The 18398-nt window shown below is 75.0% G+C and carries 17 protein-coding genes; 12 read left to right on the top strand and 5 right to left on the bottom strand.

Going from position 1 to position 18398, the window contains the following annotated elements; genetic code table 11:
• The first annotated feature begins 1 nt into the window (after position 1).
• The 6 genes from SZN_RS19690 to SZN_RS19665 all read left to right on the top strand — a co-directional run bounded on the left by SZN_RS19690 (position 2) and on the right by SZN_RS19665 (position 7218).
• Positions 2-787, top strand: coding sequence for a thioesterase II family protein (locus tag SZN_RS19690; protein WP_007497752.1), 786 nt, complete (start codon positions 2-4; stop codon positions 785-787).
• On the top strand, positions 784-1794 hold the full coding sequence (locus SZN_RS19685) for a TauD/TfdA family dioxygenase (protein WP_007497751.1): 1011 nt from the start codon (positions 784-786) through the stop codon (positions 1792-1794). The genes SZN_RS19690 and SZN_RS19685 overlap by 4 nt, the downstream gene beginning before the upstream one ends.
• A gap of 416 nt (positions 1795-2210) precedes the next feature.
• A complete protein-coding gene (locus tag SZN_RS19680) occupies positions 2211-4046 on the top strand; it encodes a non-ribosomal peptide synthetase (RefSeq protein WP_007497749.1) in 1836 nt (611 codons plus the stop codon).
• A gap of 34 nt (positions 4047-4080) precedes the next feature.
• Complete coding sequence (locus SZN_RS19675; protein WP_007497747.1) at positions 4081-5373, top strand: MFS transporter; 1293 nt, start codon at positions 4081-4083, stop codon at positions 5371-5373.
• A gap of 123 nt (positions 5374-5496) precedes the next feature.
• Positions 5497-6471, top strand: coding sequence for an aspartyl/asparaginyl beta-hydroxylase domain-containing protein (locus tag SZN_RS19670; RefSeq protein WP_007497745.1), 975 nt, complete (start codon positions 5497-5499; stop codon positions 6469-6471).
• Positions 6472-6474: 3 nt separating this feature from the next.
• Positions 6475-7218, top strand: a complete 744-nt coding sequence (locus SZN_RS19665) for a 4'-phosphopantetheinyl transferase family protein (protein WP_007497743.1) — start codon at positions 6475-6477, stop codon at positions 7216-7218.
• 76 nt (positions 7219-7294) lie between these two features.
• Here SZN_RS19665 and SZN_RS19660 read toward each other — a convergent pair whose 3' ends face one another.
• The 4 genes from SZN_RS19660 to SZN_RS19645 form a co-directional block, all read right to left on the bottom strand.
• Positions 7295-7483, bottom strand: a complete 189-nt coding sequence (locus SZN_RS19660) for a hypothetical protein (protein ID WP_007497740.1) — start codon at positions 7481-7483, stop codon at positions 7295-7297.
• A gap of 13 nt (positions 7484-7496) precedes the next feature.
• Positions 7497-8078 carry a winged helix-turn-helix domain-containing protein gene (locus SZN_RS19655; protein ID WP_043731844.1) on the bottom strand — a complete coding sequence of 194 codons (582 nt, stop codon included), beginning with the start codon at positions 8076-8078 and terminating at the stop codon, positions 7497-7499.
• Between the two features lie 220 nt (positions 8079-8298).
• The gene (locus tag SZN_RS19650) at positions 8299-8685 is read right to left on the bottom strand and encodes a guanyl-specific ribonuclease (protein WP_007497736.1); all 387 of its coding nucleotides are present in this window, start codon (positions 8683-8685) and stop codon (positions 8299-8301) included.
• A 119-nt stretch (positions 8686-8804) separates the two neighbouring features.
• The gene (locus SZN_RS19645; protein WP_007497734.1) at positions 8805-9011 is read right to left on the bottom strand and encodes a hypothetical protein; all 207 of its coding nucleotides are present in this window, start codon (positions 9009-9011) and stop codon (positions 8805-8807) included.
• A 190-nt stretch (positions 9012-9201) separates the two neighbouring features.
• On the opposite strand from SZN_RS19645, the gene SZN_RS19640 reads away from it, so the two are divergent.
• Together SZN_RS19640 and SZN_RS19635 are read left to right on the top strand one after the other, a co-directional pair.
• A complete protein-coding gene (locus SZN_RS19640) occupies positions 9202-10428 on the top strand; it encodes a histidine kinase (protein WP_007497732.1) in 1227 nt (408 codons plus the stop codon).
• A 122-nt stretch (positions 10429-10550) separates the two neighbouring features.
• Positions 10551-11240, top strand: coding sequence for a response regulator transcription factor (locus tag SZN_RS19635; RefSeq protein WP_007497731.1), 690 nt, complete (start codon positions 10551-10553; stop codon positions 11238-11240).
• Between the two features lie 15 nt (positions 11241-11255).
• Here SZN_RS19635 and SZN_RS19630 read toward each other — a convergent pair whose 3' ends face one another.
• The gene (locus tag SZN_RS19630; RefSeq protein ID WP_007497729.1) at positions 11256-12278 is read right to left on the bottom strand and encodes a Gfo/Idh/MocA family protein; all 1023 of its coding nucleotides are present in this window, start codon (positions 12276-12278) and stop codon (positions 11256-11258) included.
• A gap of 129 nt (positions 12279-12407) precedes the next feature.
• On the opposite strand from SZN_RS19630, the gene SZN_RS19625 reads away from it, so the two are divergent.
• The 4 genes from SZN_RS19625 (at position 12408) to SZN_RS19610 (ending at position 18021) form a co-directional block, all read left to right on the top strand.
• Positions 12408-13145: a GntR family transcriptional regulator gene (locus tag SZN_RS19625; protein WP_208865826.1), complete on the top strand. Its 738-nt coding sequence runs from the start codon at positions 12408-12410 to the stop codon at positions 13143-13145.
• Positions 13146-13357: 212 nt separating this feature from the next.
• Complete coding sequence (locus SZN_RS19620; RefSeq protein WP_007497725.1) at positions 13358-14509, top strand: ROK family glucokinase; 1152 nt, start codon at positions 13358-13360, stop codon at positions 14507-14509.
• On the top strand, positions 14506-15087 hold the full coding sequence (locus tag SZN_RS19615; RefSeq protein WP_007497723.1) for a hypothetical protein: 582 nt from the start codon (positions 14506-14508) through the stop codon (positions 15085-15087). Before SZN_RS19620 ends, SZN_RS19615 begins: the two co-directional genes overlap by 4 nt.
• A 111-nt stretch (positions 15088-15198) precedes the next feature.
• Complete coding sequence (locus tag SZN_RS19610; RefSeq protein WP_007497721.1) at positions 15199-18021, top strand: DEAD/DEAH box helicase; 2823 nt, start codon at positions 15199-15201, stop codon at positions 18019-18021.
• Positions 18022-18398: the final 377 nt, after the last annotated feature.

Genomic DNA, 18398 nt, shown 5'->3' with positions numbered 1-18398 from the left:
GATGACCGGCCAGCTGCTCCACGACACCACGGTGGTCCGGCCCGCACCCCGGCCGGCCGCCACCCGCTCCCTGGTCTGCCTCGGGTTCTGCGGCGGGGGCACCGGCTCCTACCGGGCCTGGCAGCCCTCGCTGGGCGAGGCCACCGACCTGGCCCTGATCTGCTACCCGGGACGCGAGGGCCGCTTCGCCGAGGAGTTCGCGCCCGACTGGGACACCCTCGCCGAGGACACCACCGACGCCGTGGCCCGCGCCGCCGCCGCCGCGCCCGAGCGGCCCTACCGCCTGTTCGGCCACAGCATGGGCGGCTGGATGGCCTTCGACGTCACCGTGCGGCTCGCCGAGCGCGGCGCCCCGCTGCCGGAGCGCCTGATCGTCTCCTCCTGCAACGCGCCCGACCGCGGAGTCACCGAACGCGACCGCTTCCCGCGCCTCGATGACACCGAAGGGCGCCTCGTGGACTGGATGCGGACCATCGGCCTGCTGCCCGGCTACGCCCTCGACGACCCCGATCTGCGCGAGATGGCGATCGAGCTGATGCGGGCCGACATCACGGTCCGCGACTCCTACCGGCCCCGGCCCGGCGTCACCACCTCCGTGCCGGTGCACGTGCTGTACGGCGAGGACGACGAGGTCGTCGAACCGGCCGTCGCCGAGCAGTGGGCCCGCTGCGCCACCGGCGGCCTGCGGGTGGACGCCCTGCCCGGCGGCCACTTCTACACCCCGTCGGTGTGGGAGGCGCTGCCCGACCACTTCGCCGACGCCGACCTCCAGGAGCGCCTGCGATGACACCCCACTGGATCGAGGAACCCGGTGCCCCGGTCACCGCCGTCGTCGGCGGCGTGCCGGACGCGGCCGCCGCCGCGGACTGGATCGGCACCTACCGCGACGCGCTGCGCGGTGTGCTCACCCGCCACGGCTCGCTCTACCTGCGCGGCCTGCCGGTGCGCACGGCCGCCGACTTCGCGCTCGTGCGGGACGCCCTGTTCGCCGAGCGGGCCAAGTACCAGGAGAAGGCCACGCCGCGCAGCGACTTCGGCGACGACGTGTTCTCCTCCACCGACCTGCCGCCCGCGCAGGCCATCCGGATGCACAACGAGAACAGCTACACGCTGACCTTCCCCGGCCTGCTGCTGTTCGGCTGCCTGACCGCCCCCGCGGAGGGCGGCGCGACCCCGGTCGCCGACGTCCGCCGGGTGCTCGACCTGCTGCCCGCCGGCCTCGTCGACCGCTTCCGCCGGCACGGCTGGTCCCTGGTGCGCAACTACGCCGAGCACATCTCGCTCGACTGGCGCACCGCCTTCGCCACCGACTCCCGCGCCGACGTGGAGCGTTACTGCGCCGCCAACGCCATCGACGTCGGCTGGGGCGACGACGACACCCTGCGCACCCGGCAGGTGCGCTCGGCGACCGTGCGCCACCCGCGCACCGGGGAGGAGGTCTGGTTCAACCACGTCGCGTTCTGGAGCGAGTGGGCCCTCGACCCCGACATCCGGGACGTCCTGGCAGGCGAGTTCGGCCGGGACGGGCTGCCGTTCAACACGGCGCTGGGCGACGGCACTCCACTGACACCGCGGGAAGTGGCCCTGCTGGACGCGGCGTACGAGAGCGCCACCGTACGGCGTACCTGGCAGCCCGGCGACCTGCTCCTCGTCGACAACGTCCTGACCGCGCACGGGCGCGACCCCTTCCGCGGCGACCGCCGGATCGTCGTCGCGATGGGCGAACCGGTCGCCCTGGCCGACTGCGCGCCCACCCTGCCCGTGAGCGCACCGGCCCTGGCGGGCCGCGCGTAGTGCCGCGGCGGGCGCGGTCCGCCCGTCAAGCACCGGACGCGTAACGGGGGTCGGGGCGCACGCCGCCCGCCGCGGCACCGGCGCCGGGGCCGCGGTGCACCGCGTGAGGGCGGGCCGCGGCGCTCGGTACGAGCCATCCCCGGGAGCCCGTCGCCGGGACGGGGGCGGCGGACTCCGTACGGGACCCTCCCGGAACCGAACGCCGGGATCAGGCCGGTGCCGCCGCACCCGGCCCGCCCGCGTCCGCCATCCGACGGTCCGTCAACATCCGCCCGCCGCACGGCGGAACGGCCCCAGCCGCCGCAAGACCGCACGTCACCCACTGCGTTCGGGGCCGCGCACCCGAGCCGCCCGATCCGTACGACCGACCGCCCCGGCCGACCGCACCGTGACCCGGCCCCCGAGAGGAGCCCTCCATGTCCAAAGCACCGCCCGACGGGTCGTCACCGGCCCGCGGCACGGCCCCGGCACCCGCCCCGGCGCCCGCCCCGGCGCCCGCCCCGGCGCCCGCACCCGTACGGGACCTGCTCCAGCGCTTCCGCGAGGCCGTCGCGCGGCATCCCTCGCGGGACGCCGTCGTGGCGGCCGACGGCACCGCGGTGAGCTTCGGCACCCTCGACGGGCGGGTACGACGCCTCTCGGCGGCCCTCGTCGGCGCCGGAGTCCGGCCCGGACAGCACGTCGGCGTCGCCCTGGAACGCGACCCCGCCCTGGTGGTCGCCCTGCTCGCGGTCTGGCGGACGGGCGCGGCGTACGTCCCCCTCGACCCGGCCCACCCGCAGGCCCGCCTCGACCACATGACCGAGGACGCCGGCCTCACGGTGGTCGTCGCCTCCGGCCCGGACCGCGCCTGGCCGGCCGGGGTGCGGACCGTCGCCCCCGACGCCCCCGCCGTGTTCCCCGTCCCCGAGGTCCCCGTGCCCGCGGACGCCCCCGCCTACGTCATCCACACCTCGGGCTCCACCGGCCGGCCCAAGGGCGTCGCCGTCACCCGCGGCGCGGTCGCCGGACTGGTCACCGCGCTGGAGGAGAGCGGCTGCTACGCCGAGCGCCCCGCCCGCGTGGCCTGGAACGCGAGCGTCTCCTTCGACGCCTCCGTGCAGCAGTGGGCCCGCGTCTGCCGCGGCGACACCCTGCTGATGCTCGCCGAGGACCAGCGTGCCGACCCGGCCGCGCTCGCCGCGCACCTGCTCCGCCAGGAGGCGACCGACCTCGACGTCACCCCGTCCCACTGGTCCGTCCTGCGCGACCGGGTGGCCGAGGCGGCCGAGCGGCTTCCCCACGGCCTGCGGCTGTTCGTCGGCGGCGAGGCGGTCCCCGCCCCGATGTGGCGGGACCTGGCCGCCCTCGGCGCCCGCGGCGTCGTGCGCGCGCTCAACCTGTACGGGCCGACCGAGTGCACCGTCGACGCCACCGTCGGCCGCGTCGAGGGCACCGAACCGCACATCGGCCCCGCGCTGCCCGGCGTCGGCGCCCACGTCCTCGACGACGCGCTGCGACCGGCAGCCGAGGGCGAGTTGTACCTCACCGGACCCGCCCTCGCGCTCGGCTATCTGCGCCGGACCGCCCTGACCGCCGAACGGTTCACCGCCTCGCCCTTCGGACCGCCCGGCACCCGCATGTACCGCACCGGCGACCTGGTCCGGCGCCGCGCGGACGGCAGCCTCGTCCACCTCGGCAGGGTCGACCACCAGGTCAAGGTGAACGGCCTGCGCATCGAACTCGGCGAGATAGAAACCGTCCTGACGGAACATCAGGACGTGGCCGCCGCGGTCGCCGTGGTGCGCGAACACCCCCGGCTGGGTCGCGGCCTGGCCGCCTACTGGGTCCCCGCGCCCGGCGCGGACACCGACCCCGAGCCGCTGCGCCGCCACCTCGGCACCCGACTGCCCGCCCACATGGCCCAGTTGACCCTGACGGCGCTCGACAGGCTCCCGCTCGGCGTCGGCGGCAAGGTCGACCGCGCGGCACTGCCCGAACCGGCCGAGCGGCAGGAGACCGGCGGCGCCGGGGCCGCGCCCGCGGACGACCTGGAGACACTGATCGCCGGCGCGTGGCAGAAGGTGCTCGGGCGCGAACGGGTCCTGGCCACCGACGACTTCTTCGCCCTCGGCGGCCACTCGCTGCTCGCCCTGCGGGTGATAGCCGACCTGAAGAAGCGCCGCGGTGTGGTCATCCCCACCCGTATGGTCTACCAGCATCCGCGGCTGCGCGACCTCGCCCGCGCGATAGCGGACCGCAGCGACCACTGACCGCCGCCGCCCCCTTCGCGAAAGGCCCCGCCCCATGCGGACACCCACCGCCGCCCGCGTCTCGCTGTACGGCCTGCTGAGCGCCTACACGGTCTCGCTGTTCGGCACCCGGCTGACCATGATCGCCCTGCCCTGGCTGGTGCTCGTCACCTCCGGCAGCGCGTCGCAGACGGGACTCATCGTCTTCGCCGAGGCGGTGCCGCTCGTCCTCGGCAAGGCGCTCGCGGGGCCGCTGATCGACCGGTTCGGAGCCCGCAGGTTCAGCGTCGCGGCCGACCTGGTCAGCGCCGCGGTGATCGCGCTCATCCCGCTGGGCCACCTGCTGGGGACACTGCCGTACGGGCTGCTGCTCGCGCTGTCCACCCTGCTCGGGCTCGCCCGCGGACCCGGCGACGTGGCCAAGCGGACCCTCACCCCGGAGACCGCCGAGGCGGTCGGCATGCCGCTGGAGCGGGTGAGCGGCATGGTGGGCACCCTGGAGCGCCTCGCCGGCACCGCCGGACCGGCCGCGGGAGGCGCCGTCGTCGCCTTCTTCGACCCGGTGTGGGCGCTGGCCGTCAACGGCGTCACGTTCCTGGTCTCGGCCCTGATCATCGCCGTGACCGGCCCCGGCCGCACCGGACCCGGGGCGACGGCGACGGCCGCGGAACCGGAGTTCGAGCAGGAGCGCTACCTCGACCGGCTGCGCGCGGGGCTGCAGTTCCTGCGCCAGGACCGGCTGCTGCGGTCCATCGCCGTCATGCTGAGCGTCACCAACCTCATCGACGCGGCGTACGGCTCCCTGCTCATCCCGGTCTGGGCCAAGGAGACCGGCGGCGGCCCGGCCGCGATCGGGGCCCTCGGCTCGGTGTTCGGCATCGCCGCCGTCGCCGGCTCGGCGCTCGCCACCGCGCTCGCGCACCGGCTGCGCCGCCGGCCCACCTATGTGATCGCCTTCCTCCTCGCCGGGCCGCCCCGCTTCCTGGTGATGGCCTTCGACCTGCCGCTGTGGACCGTCCTCGCGGTCGCCGTCGTGGACGGACTGGCCATCGGCTTCGTCAACCCGATCCTCAACGCCGTCATGATGGAGCGCATCCCGCGGCCCCTGCTCGGCCGGGTCTCCGCGCTCACGGACTCCGTCGGCTCCGCCGGCGTCCCCCTCGGGCCCATCCTCGCCGGCTTCCTCGTGACCCTGGCGGGCCTCGGCCCGGTACTGGTCGGCTGCGCCGCCCTCTACCTGGCCAGCACCGTGCTGCCCGCCCTGCGCCCGCACTGGCGCGAACTCGACGACCGGCCCCCGCAGGCGGTCGCCCCCGAGCACGACGACCACAAGGCCCCCGCACCCTGACCCCTCCCGCGGGCCCGACCCGCACCCCCCCGCACCGCCCACATCCCCTGCACCTCCTGCACCCCCTGCACCCTCCGCACCCTCCGCACCTCAGCCGAAGACACGAGAGGAACGAGGCACATCATGAGCAGTGGCACCCTGAGCGCCGCACGCCTGAAGGGCGACTTCGACGTCGAGCGGCTGCTGGCCGAACTCGCCGTCCTGGAACGCACCCAGTGGGCGGCGCAGCGCACCTACGGCGAGAGCCTCGAACCCAGTGAGGACACCGTCCTGGACTGGCGGGTGCTGCCGCTGCGCAGCCCCGGCGGCCGCGCCGACCGCACCGACCCCGGCGGCCTCGGCCTCGTGGAGTACGCCGACACCCCCTGGCTGGCGAAGACCCCGTACATCAAGTCCATCCTGGACAGCCTGCCCACCGAACTGCGCGCCGTACGGCTGATGTCGCTCGGGGCGGGCGCCGAGGTCGACGAGCACCGCGACCAGCCCTACGGGCCGGCGGCGGGCTGGGTCCGGCTGCACATACCGTTCGTCACCAACCCCGCCGCCGTCCTCACCCTCGACGGGCAGCGGCACACCTGGCAGCCCGGCACCTTCTGGTTCGGCGACTTCTCCTGCCTGCACTCGGTACGCAACGGCGGCACCGAGCGCCGGGTCCACCTCGTCATCGACGCCTACCTCAACGCCGAGCTGCTGGAGCTGTTCCCGGCCGAGTTCCGGGACCGGCTGCGCTGGTCCGACGTCCTCCTCAACCGCCCCGAGATCCCGCTGTCCGAGGACGAACTCCAGGGATTCGAGGCCACGTTCGCGATCCCCGACGCCTTCCTGTACGGCGAGCCGGAGGAACTCGCCGACGACAGCAGGCCCGACCGGGCGGCCAGGCTGCGGCTCGACGGCGGCCGGCTCGTGCTGCACGTCGACGACGAGCCGCGCGCGGCCCTGGTGCACCTGGGCGAGGGCGAGTTCCGCGCCCTCGGCTGGACCGCCGAGCGCACGGTGAAGGCCGAACCGGCCGACGGCGGGCTGCGGTTGCGGTTCCGGATGCGCCAGGGCAGCCGGATGGCGGAGACCGTGCGCGCCGCCGCGCCGGCGGCGGCCTGAGCCGTGCCGCACGCCACCGGCACGCTGCGCGATCCCACCCAGGTCCGCGCGTTCGACCCGGCGGCGGTCACCGGCCGGCGGCTCGCCCCGCCCGCGGCGGGAGGGCCCGCGCACCTCTGGCTCCTGCACGCCGAACGGCACCGCGCGGCCGTGGCGCGCGCGGTGCCCGAGGTGCTCGACGCGCGCGAACGCGCCAGAGCCGCGGCCCTGCGGGTGCCCACGGACCGCGCGTGCTACCTCGCCGCCCATCTGGGGCTGCGCCTGCTGCTCGGCGCCTACCTCGGCACCGAACCCGCGCGCGTCGCGCTGACCCGGTGGGCGTGCCCGCTGTGCGGCGGACCGCACGGGCGGCCCGGGGTGGCGGGGGACCCGCTGCACTACTCGCTCAGCCACAGCGGCGGCCTCGGTCTGCTCGCCTTCGCCGCCGTCCCGGTCGGCGTCGACGTGGAGGCCGTCCCCGAGCCGGCCGCGGTGGCGGAGGCCGCCGACGCCCTGCACCCGCGCGAACGCGACGAACTCGCCCTGCTTCCCCCGTCCGCCCGCCCACGCGCCTTCGCCCGCGCCTGGGTCAGGAAGGAGGCGTATCTCAAGGGGCTCGGCGTCGGCCTCGCCGAGTCCCCGGCGTCCCGCTACGTCGGCACCGGCACCGAACCCGCCGGCACCGACCCGGCCTGGCTGCTCACGGACGTCCCCGTCGGCCGGGGCGCGGCGGGAGCGGTGGCCGAACGCGTCACCCGGAAGTGGTAGTTGACGGAACGTCACGGTTCTTCTACGGATGGCCGTCCTTCCAGGGAAGGCAATCCTCCCAGGGAAGGCCGTCCTTCTAGGGAAGGGCGATCGCGGCCCGGGAGGGGGCGGCCAGACGCAGGCCGACCTCGACCAGGGTCCAGCCGAGGCGGGTCCGCAGGGTGCGGGGGCTGCGGGCCGTCACGGCGAGGGAGTGGAGGTCTGCCGCGCAGCGCAGGTCGGCGGCGCGGAGGTGGTGCAGGGCGAGATGGGTCGAGGGATGCATCGGTGGTCGCCTCTCATTCCGTGGTGAGGGGGAACGCGTGGGTGTGGACGCGCACCCGGGCGCCGCCGTCGTCCTCGGCGCCGCCCCGGTCGCGGTACTCGTCGACGAGGGCGTGCATCCTCCCGATGAGTTCCAGGGTCAGCTCGGGCGTCAGGCTCAGCGTGGCGCTGCTCATGTCCCAGGACCGGTTCCACTCCTCGGACCAGGCGGTGCGGCTGCCCAGCCAGGTGGACAGGTCCCGGGTCTGGGTGTTCGCGACCTCGTGCAGGAACATGTCGGCGGCGCCGCGCAGTTCCGGGCCGGCCTCGGTGAGCAGGGCGTCGTCGAAGCTCAGGCCCCGGTGGACCGCCTGCCACCAGCGCTCCCGCCCCTTGCCGTGCTCGGGGGCGTCCTCGATGAAGCCGTGGGCGGCGAGCTGCCGCAGGTGATAGCTGGTGGCGCCGCTCGACTCGCCCAGTTTCTCGGCGAGTCGGGACGCGGTCGCCGGGCCGCCGAAGCGCAGCGCGTCCAGCAGCCGCATACGCAGGGGATGTGCGAGCCCGCGCAGCGAACGGGCGTCGAGACTGCGGACCTGTCCGTCGGGTTGCTCGTCCATGCCCCCGAACATAGCAATGCAAAGAACCAGTTGCAAGGAAGTCTTTGCAACCTGTTCTTTGCGTCGCGTGCGGTATGTGGTTGGCGGTGCCGGGCGGTGCCCGGACGGGTCTCGCCCCGCGGCCGGTGGAGCTGATGGGGGGTCCGCGGGGCGAGGGTCGGGCGTCCGGGATCAGGTGTCCGGGATCAGGCGTCCGGGGTCCGTCGGGGCCGGCCGGGCGTCAGCAGCCGTAGTCGATCAGGTCGAACGTCGCGTAGTGGTCGGCCGTGTAGTAGTCCTCCTGCTGCTCCTGGCCGGTGACGATGCGCCGCGCGCCGCGGGTGGCGGAGCCCGGCGTGATCACCGTGTACTCGCGGTAGTAGCCGGCGGACCGGCTCGGCAGGATGCGCTCCCGGTTCTGGAAGACGGTGCCGTCCTGGGTGAAGGGGTAGGGGCCGCCCTGCTCGATCAGCCGCAGGGTGTCGTTCGCCTGGGCGGGGAGGGCGCTCTGGCAGACGGAGCCGACGGCGGCGGACGCCGGGGGAGCCGTCACGGCGCCGCCGACGAGCAGCGCGGACAGCAGGGCCGCCGCGGAACCGATACGGGTGAGCTGTGGGGGGAATCTCATGCCCCCTATGATGACGCGCGTAGAACATGGCATGTCAATGTCAACCGCAAAAGTTCTCCGCCGCGACACGGATCGGACACCTCCCGGGGGCGACGCGCCCACACACCTCCCGGCCGGGCCTACCCGGCGCCGGGCCCGCGACTCCCGGCGACCGCGAACAGCGCGCACGCCAGGACCAGCAGGGCCGAGCTCGCGTAGATCCCGTAGCCGTCGAGGAAGCCGACCCGCTGCACGAGACCCCAGTCCAGGGCGGTGAACTCGTGCAACAGGCCCATGACGCCCTGCACCAGGCAGAGGAATCCCAGGAGCTCCAGCAGTCGCTTCATGCCCCGACTCTCGCGCCCCGCGCCGCCCGCGCCCATCGGCCGCGAGTTGCCCGCGGTCCGGCGAAAGTCGCCGCCGAGGACGGGCCCGCGCCTCCAAAGTCTGCGATGCCGCGACTTTGGTCGGTGATCGTGCCGGGGGAGCGCTGCCCGCGCCCCGCACTGCGTAGATTTGTCGACCGTGAGTGGTGAGATGCAGGAGCCCGTACCGCAGGTCTTCGCCGAGCGGCGCTGGCTGCTGCCCTCATCGGTCGTCGAGGAGTTCGACCCGGACCGCCCCGGCCGCCCCCGGCGCACCGCGCGCGACTGGGTCGTCGACTTCACCCTCTTCGCGCTCGCCGTGATCATCGGCCTGACGGCCGCGGACTCGGTCAGGAACGAGGACATCTCCGGCGGTCTGGCCGCCGCCGACCAGGTGGTCGGAGCGCTCGCCTGCGCCTCGGTCTGGCTGCGGCGCCGCTGGCCGGTGGGGCTCGCCGTCGCGATGGTCCCCGTGGGCTTCGTGTCCACGACCGCGGGCGGGGCGGCGATCGTCGCCATGTTCACCCTCGCCGTGCACCGGCCCGTCCGGTACGTGGCCTGGGTGGCCGGCGCGTCCGTCGCGCTGACCCCGCTGTTCTTCTGGCTGCGCCCCGACCCCGCAGTCCCGTACGGCTGGGCGCTCTTCCTCGGAGCGCTGCTGACGGCCTCGATGGTCGGCTGGGGCATGTTCGTGCGCTCCAAGCGCCAGCTCCTGCTGAGCCTGCGCGACCGCGCCCGGCACGCCGAGACGGAGGCGCGGCTGCGTGCCGAGCAGGCCCAGCGGCTCGCCCGCGAGGCCATCGCGCGCGAGATGCACGACGTCCTCGCCCACCGGCTGACCCTGCTCAGCGTGCACGCGGGCGCGCTGGAGTTCCGGCCCGACGCGCCCCGCGAGGAGGTCCAGCGGGCCGCCGGGGTCATCCGGGAGAGCGCGCACGAGGCCCTTCAGGACCTGCGGGAGATCATCGGCGTGCTGCGGGCCGGCGAGTCCGACGACACCGGGCGGCCCCAGCCCACCCTCGGCGCGCTGGAGGAACTGGTCGCCGAGTCGCGCGAGGCCGGCATGAAGGTCGTCCTCGACCTGCGGGTCACCGACCCCGGCGCCGTGCCCGCCTCCGTGGGCCGCACCTCCTTCCGCATCGCCCAGGAGGGACTGACCAACGCCCGCAAGCACGCCCCCGGCACCGAGGTCACCGTGGCGGTGAGCGGCGCGCCGGGGGAGGGGCTGACGGTGGCGGTGCGCAATCCCGCGCCCGAGGGCGCGGTCCCGCACGTCCCCGGCTCGGGACAGGGCCTGATCGGGCTGCGCGAGCGGGCGACCCTGACGGGCGGACGGCTGGAGCACGGCCCCGCCCCGGGCGGCGGCTTCGAGATCCGCTCCTGGCTGCCCTGGCCGTGAACGCCGGGGGCCGGTCGGGGTGTTGCGCCCGGTGCAATCCCCGCCCCCCCCGGGCCGCCGCCCCCGCCGCCCCGTCCCCCTCCGCCACCTGATCCCCCGGCAGCCGTGATTACGTGGGCCCCATGACCGCTATCAGACTTCTCCTCGTCGACGACGACCCGTTGGTCCGGGCCGGGCTGTCCTTCATGCTGGGCGGCGCCGAGGACATCGAGATCGTCGGGGAGGCCGCCGACGGGGCGGAGGTCGAGGCGCTGGTCGAGCGCGTCCGGCCCGACGTGATCCTCATGGACATCCGCATGCCCTCGGTGGACGGGCTCACCGCCACCGAACGGCTGCGCGGCCGCGCGGACGCGCCCCAGGTCGTGCTGCTGACCACCTTCCACGCCGACGACCAGGTGCTGCGCGCCCTGCGGGCCGGCGCCGCCGGGTTCGTGCTGAAGGACACGCCGCCCGCCGAGATCGTCGACGCGGTGCGCCGGGTCGCGGGCGGCGACCCGGTCCTCTCGCCCACCGTCACCCGGCAGTTGATGGCCCACGCCGCCGGCGCCGCCGCCGACACCCGCCGCACCCGCGCGCGGGAACGGCTCGCCGCGCTCAACGACCGCGAGCGCGAGGTCGCCGTCGCCGTGGGCCGGGGCCTGGCCAACGCCGAGATCGCCGCCGGGCTGTTCATGAGCGTCGCCACCGTCAAGACCCACGTCTCCCGGGTCCTCGCCAAGCTGGACCTCAACAACCGCGTGCAGATCGCCCTGTTGGCGTACGACGCGGGCCTGCCGGACGAGCGGGAGGAGCCGGAGGAGGACGGCCGCTAGCGGTGTCCCGCCCTGCTACAGCGCCGCGTTCTGCGGCCCGCCCGGCAGTTCGGCCAGTGCCACCGGCCGCCGCTCGCGCCGGGACGTCTCGCAGGCCTCCGAGATCCGCAGCGCCTGAAGGGCCTCGCGCCCGTCGCAGGGGTTGGCCCGCTCACCGCGCACGACGTCGACGAACGCGTTCAGCTCGGCCTCGTACGCGGGTCCGAACCGCTCCAGGAACCCCGGCCACGGCTTGTCGGCCGCGGGCGGCCCGGTCGGTTCGGTCGAGGCGATGGGCGTGCGCTCGTCCAGGCCGACCACCACCTGGTCCAGCTCCCCGGCCAGCTCCATGCGCACGTCGTACCCGGCGCCGTTCAGCCGGGTCGCGGTGGCCGTCGCGAGCGTGCCGTCGTCGAGCGTGAGCACCGCCGCGGCCGTGTCCACGTCGCCCGCCTCGCGGAACATCACCGGCCCGGCGTCCGACCCGGCCGCGTACACGTCGGCCACCTCGCGCCCGGTCACCCAGCGCAGCACGTCGAAGTCGTGGATCAGCGTGTCCCGGTACAGCCCGCCGGACGGCGCCAGCCACGCGGCCGGCGGCGGTGCCTGGTCGCTGGTCAGCGCGCGCACCGTGTGCAGCCGTCCCAGCCGCCCGGAGCGCACCGCCTCCCGGGCGCCCGCGTACCCGGTGTCGAAGCGGCGCTGGAAGCCCATCTGGAGAATCGTCCCGGCCGACTCCACCTCGCCGATCGCCTGGAGCGTCCCGGTCAGGTCGAGCGCGATGGGCTTCTCGCAGAAGACCGGCAGCCCGGCGCGGGCCGCCCGGCCGATCAGCTCGGCGTGCGCCGAGGTCGCGGTGGTGATCACCACCGCGTCCACGCCCCACCGGAAGATCTCGTCCACCCCGGGCGCCGCCGTCTCGCCCAGCCGGTGCGCGAGTTCCTGGGCCCGCCCGCCGTCGGCGTCCGTGAGGATCAGCGAGCCGACGTCGCGATGGCGGCTGAGCGTGTTCGCGTGGACGGTGCCGATGCGGCCCGTACCGATGACCCCGATGCGCATGGAAACAAAGTGCGGCTTCGGCGCGCGCACTGTCAATGCAAATGTCCGGACAACCAGACCTCGCGACTTCCGGTCACCCACGCGTGGAGCTACAGTCGGGCCGTGCCGAAACCAGAAGTGGACCCGACCGTGGAACTCCATCTGAGCGTGGACCGGAGCAGTCCGGTGCCGCTGTACTTCCAGCTGTCGCAGCAGCTGGAGGCCGCGATCGAACACGGAGCGCTCACCCCCGGCAGCCTGCTGGGCAACGAGATCGAACTCGCCGCCCGCCTCGGCCTGTCCCGGCCGACCGTCCGCCAGGCCATCCAGTCCCTCGTCGACAAGGGCCTCCTCGTGCGCCGCCGGGGCGTCGGCACCCAGGTCGTGCACAGCCAGGTCAAGCGCCCGCTGGAGCTCAGCAGCCTCTACGACGACCTGGAGTCGGCGGGCCAGCGCCCGGCCACCCAGGTGCTCGTCAACACCGTCGTCGCGGCGTCCGCCGAGGTCGCGGCCGCCCTCGGGGTGGGCGAGGGCAGCGAGGTCCACCGCATCGAGCGGCTGCGCCTCGCGCACGGCGAGCCGATGGCGTACCTGTGCAACTTCCTGCCGCCCGGCCTCATCGGCCTGGACACCCCGCACCTGGAGGCCACCGGCCTGTACCGGCTGATGCGCGCCGCGGGCATCACCCTGCACAGCGCCCGCCAGACCATCGGCGCCCGCGCCGCCACCGCGGCCGAGGCCGAACGCCTCACCGAGGAGGAGGGCGCCCCGCTGCTCACCATGCAGCGCGTGACGTTCGACGACACCGGCCGGGCCGTCGAGTTCGGCACCCACACCTACCGCCCGTCCCGCTACTCCTTCGAGTTCCAGTTGCTCGTCCGCTCCTGAGACCGCCTGCCGCACGCCCGCGCGCGGGCGCGGGGAACCACTCGGTACGTAGCAATGTAAGGACAATGCGACGGCAGTGCGGTGCGTCACCCCGAGGGGTGCGGGACCCGCCACGATCAGCCACAAACCGCATGTAGACGGCGTACGGCGTGAAACGTCCCATTGCTTCCCCGCCCGGCACCCGTCCCGCCGGTGAGGCAGAATCGGCCCTGATGAGCACCTACCGCGACTTCACCGCCCCCATCGGTTCCCGGCGGGCTCCCGTCCTGCGGACGGCGGGCTCCAGAGAGCGCCGCTCACATCTGTCGGCGCCGCGCGTACCCACCGTGGGCATCGACATCGGCGGCACCAAGGTGATGGCGGGCGTCGTGGACGCCGACGGCAACATCCTGGAGAAGGTCCGCACCGAGACGCCGGACAAGTCCAAGAGCCCGAAGGTCGTCGAGGACACCATCGTCGAACTCGTCCTGGACCTCTCCGACCGCCACGACGTGCACGCCGTCGGCATCGGCGCCGCGGGCTGGGTCGACGCGGACCGCAACCGCGTCCTGTTCGCACCCCACCTGTCCTGGCGCAACGAGCCCCTGCGCGACCGCCTCGCCGGCCGCCTCGCCGTGCCCGTCCTGGTCGACAACGACGCCAACTCCGCCGCGTGGGCCGAGTGGCGCTTCGGCGCCGGCCGCGGCGAGGACCACCTCGTCATGATCACCCTGGGCACCGGCATCGGCGGCGCGATCCTGGAGGACGGCCAGGTCAAGCGCGGCAAGTACGGCGTCGCCGGCGAGTTCGGCCACATGCAGGTCGTGCCCGGCGGCCACCGCTGCCCGTGCGGCAACCGCGGCTGCTGGGAGCAGTACAGCTCGGGCAACGCGCTCGTCCGCGAGGCGAAGGAACTGGCCGCCGCCGACTCCCCGGTCGCCTACGGGATCATCGAGCACGTCAAGGGGCAGATCGGCGACATCTCCGGCCCAATGATCACCGAACTCGCCCGCGAGGGCGACGCGATGTGCATCGAACTGCTCCAGGACATCGGACAGTGGCTCGGCGTCGGCATCGCCAACCTCGCCGCCGCCCTCGACCCGTCCTGCTTCGTGATCGGCGGAGGGGTGTCCGCCGCCGACGAACTGCTGATCGCCCCCGCGCGCGACGCCTTCAAACGCCATCTCACCGGCCGCGGCTACCGGCCCGAGGCCCGCATCACCCGGGCCCAGCTCGGCCCCGAGGCCGGCATGGTCGGCGCCGCCGACCTGGCCCGCCTGGTCGCCCGCCGCTTCCGCCGCGCCAACCGGCGCCGCGTGGAGCGCTACGAACGCTACGCCCGGTTCGCGGAGGCCCGCCGCACGTCCTCGCAGGGGTCGGCGTGACCATGACCGTCCCCCGCCAGGCGGACTCCCCGGACGAGCCCGAGCAGCCCCGTGAGGACCGCCGCCACATGATCCGGCGCCGGGCCCTGACCCTGCTGATCATCGTGCTCCTCATCGGCATCCCCGCCGGATACCTGGTCATCTCCGCCAACCAGAGCCGCGACAGCGGCAAGGACAAGGAGAAGAAGTACTCCGCCACCGGCCTCACCGAGGGCTGGCCGTCCCGGGTCCAGCGCCGCCTCTACGAGGTGACGATCCCGGTCCCCTCGTACGAGGTCGCCTACTACGAGACCAACAACTGGAAGACCAGCCGGCTCTACGTCCAGTTCGAGACCGTCCCCAAGGGCCTGGACTCCTACCTGAAGTCCATGGGCCTGGACCGCGGCGACCTGAACCCCGACGACATCGTCATCAACGCCCGCGACCGCGGGATCACCGGCTGGGAGTTCACCGGGAAGGGCCCCTGGTACGGCGTCGTCGACAAGCAGAAGAACCCCGCGCCCACCCGGGACATCGTGGTGAACCTCGCCGACCCCGCCAAGCCCTTCGTCTACGTCGTCTCGCGCACCGTCCCCTGACGGACCCGCTTACCGGACGGCCCGCACCCGCCGCCGGGGCCGGTTGTCGGACCCCGCCCGTAGAGTCGGAGACGATCGGTCCGACGAGCGGGCGGGGAGGTGGCAGGACGGATGGACGACAGGCTCGCGGTGGCCGGGCGCGCGGCCGAGGGTGTTCCCGTGCGGCTCGCGGCCGTCTTCCTGCCCGCGCCCCTGCCGCGCGAGGGCCGGATCGCCTTCTGGGACCCCCGGGGCGGCCCGCTGCCCGCCGAGGACACCGAGCTCACCGTCGTACGACGGCACGGCCAGGGCGTCCGCCGCCGCACCGTCCCGGCGCTCTCCCTCCCGCTCGACGCGGCGCTGCCGCTGCTGGTGCGGGCCCGGCGCGACCCGGCCGCCCACCCCGCCACCGCCTGCTGGGGCGCCGCCGCCCTGCACGCCCTGCGGCTCACCGCGCGCGGCAGGCTGCTGCCCGGCCTGACCCCCACGGGACACGACGCCTGGCGGGCCGGCCCCCTCGACCCCGCCGACCTCACGCATCTGCGCGCGGTCGCCGCCGCCCTGCCCCCCGAGGGGCACGCCGTCCCGCTGCCCGGCCCCGGCCCGCTGCGGCTGCCGCGCCCCGAGGAGCTGATGCGCGCCTTCCTGGACGCCGTCGCCGACACCCTGCCCCGCACCCCCGCCGCACCCCACGCCTCGGGCAGGCCGTTCGCCGCCCGCGAGCCCCAGCGCCTGCCGCGCGCCCACGCGTGGGCGGCGGAGGTCGCCGCCGGCATGGACGCGGGCGTCCGCGTCTCGCTGCGCCTGGACCTCTCCGCCTACGACCTCTTCGACGACCGCGACGACGCCGTGCGCAGCGCCGGCACGGCCGTCGTCCAGGTGCACAGCCTCGCCGACCCCACCCTCGTCGCCGACGCCGCCGCCCTGTGGGCCGGCGAGGCGGACGCCGCCTTCGGGCCCCGCGCCCGGGTCGACGCGGCCCTCGCGGTGCGGCGCGCCGCACGCGTGTGGGCGCCGCTCGACCGGCTGTCCGGGCAGGACGTCCCCGACGTACTGCCCCTGTCCGACGAGGAGCTGGGCGACCTGCTGGGCGTGGCCGCCACCCGCCTCGCGGCGGCGGGCGTCGCCGTGCACTGGCCCCGCGACCTCGCCCAGGACCTCGCGGCCGCCGCGGTCGTCCGGCCCGCCCCGGGCTCGGCGACCGACGGCACCGGCTTCTTCGAGAGCGAGGAACTGCTCCAGTTCCGCTGGCAGTTGGCGATCGGCGGCGACCCGCTCACCGAGGCCGAGATGGACGCGCTCGCCGAGGCCCACCGCCCGGTCGTCCGGCTGCGCGACCGCTGGGTGCTGGTCGACCCCGCGCTCGTGCGCAAGGCCCGCAAGCGCGAACTGGGCCTGCTCGACCCGGTCGACGCCCTGTCCGCCGCCCTCACCGGCACCGCCGAGGTCGACGGCGAGACCGTCGAGGCCGTACCGGTCGGCGCGCTCGCCGCCCTGCGCGACCGCCTCACCGCGGGCGTGCGCCCCGCCGAGCCGCCCCCGGGACTGCGGGCGACCCTGCGCGACTACCAACTGCGCGGACTGGCCTGGCTGGACCTCATGACGTCCCTCGGCCTCGGCGGCTGCCTGGCCGACGACATGGGCCTCGGCAAGACCGTCACCGTGATCGCCCTGCACCTCAAGCGCGCCCGGACGGCCCCCACCCTGGTCGTCTGCCCTGCCTCGCTGCTCGGCAACTGGCAGCGCGAGATCACCCGCTTCGCACCGGGCGTCCCCGTCCGCCGCTTCCACGGCCCGGAGCGCACCCTGGAGGACGGCGACGGCGGCTTCGTCCTCACGACGTACGGCACGATGCGCTCGGCGGCCACCACCCTCGCCGGGCACACCTGGGGCATGGTCGTCGCCGACGAGGCCCAGCACGTCAAGAACCCCTACTCGGCGACGGCGAAGGCGCTGCGCACCCTCCCCACCCCCGCCCGCGTGGCACTGACCGGCACCCCCGTCGAGAACAACCTCTCCGAGCTGTGGGCCCTGCTCGACTGGACGACGCCGGGCCTGCTCGGCCCGCTGAAGTCCTTCCGCGCCCGCCACGCGCGCGCCGTGGAGAACGGCGAGGACGAACAGGCCGCGGACCGGCTCGCCCGGCTCGTGCGCCCCTTCCTGCTGCGCCGCAGGAAGTCCGACCCCGGCATCGTCCCCGAGCTGCCGCCCAAGACCGAGACCGACCACCCCGTCCCGCTCACCCGCGAACAGGCCGCGCTCTACGAGGCGATGGTGCGCGAGTCGATGCTCGCCATCGAGACTGCCGAGGGCATGGCGCGCCGCGGCCTGGTGCTCAAGCTGCTGACCTCGCTGAAGCAGATCTGCGACCACCCCGCGCTGTATCTGAAGGAGGACGCGACGGCGGCCGGCGGCCGGGCCGCCCTGCGCTCGGGCAAGCTGGCCCTGCTCGACGAACTGCTCGACACCGTGCTGGCGGAGGACGGCTCGGCGCTGGTCTTCACGCAGTACGTGGGCATGGCCCGGCTGATCACCGCCCATCTCGCGGCGCGGGCGGTCCCGGCGGAGCTGCTGCACGGCGGGACCCCGGTCCCCGAGCGCGAACGCATGGTGGACCGCTTCCAGAGCGGTGCCACGCCGGTGCTGATCCTGTCCCTCAAAGCCGCCGGCACCGGCCTGAACCTGACCCGCGCGGGCCACGTCGTGCACTTCGACCGCTGGTGGAACCCCGCCGTGGAGGAGCAGGCGACCGACCGCGCGTACCGCATCGGCCAGACCCAGCCCGTCCAGGTCCACCGCCTCATCACCGAGGGGACGATCGAGGACCGCATCGCGCAGATGCTGGAGTCCAAGCGGGCCCTGGCCGACGCGATCCTCGGCTCGGGCGAGACCGCCCTCACCGAACTCACCGACCGGCAGCTGTCCGACCTCGTGTCCCTGCGGAGGCAGTCATGACGGACCACGAGGAGCGTGGCACAGCGGACGGGCCGCCCCAGCCGCCCGAACGGCGACCCGCCACGGCGGAGGAAGAGCGGCCCCGGCCCGGCGACGCGGCCCGCCGCGCGCTGCGGGCGGCCAGGGAGGGACGCCGGCCCGGCACGGCGGAACGGTCCGCCGGGGACGGGGCGGAGCCCGGTCAGGACCCGGCGGGGCAGGCTGCCGATGCGGGGCGCGAGCCCGGTGCGGGGGAGCAGGCTGCCAGGGAGCGGCGCGAGCCTGGTCCGGCCGGGCGGGCGGCTGGGGAGGGGCGCGAGCCTGGTGCGGGGGAGCGGGCGGCCGGTGCGGGGCGCGAGCCTGGTGCGGGGGAGCGGGCGGCCGGGGAGCGGCGCGAG

This window comes from Streptomyces zinciresistens K42 (assembly GCF_000225525.1).
In the GTDB taxonomy this organism is placed as follows: Bacteria; Actinomycetota; Actinomycetes; order Streptomycetales; family Streptomycetaceae; genus Streptomyces; species Streptomyces zinciresistens.
The sequence above is the reverse complement of the archived record's forward strand: the minus strand, read 5'-3'. Positions and strand labels throughout refer to the sequence as shown.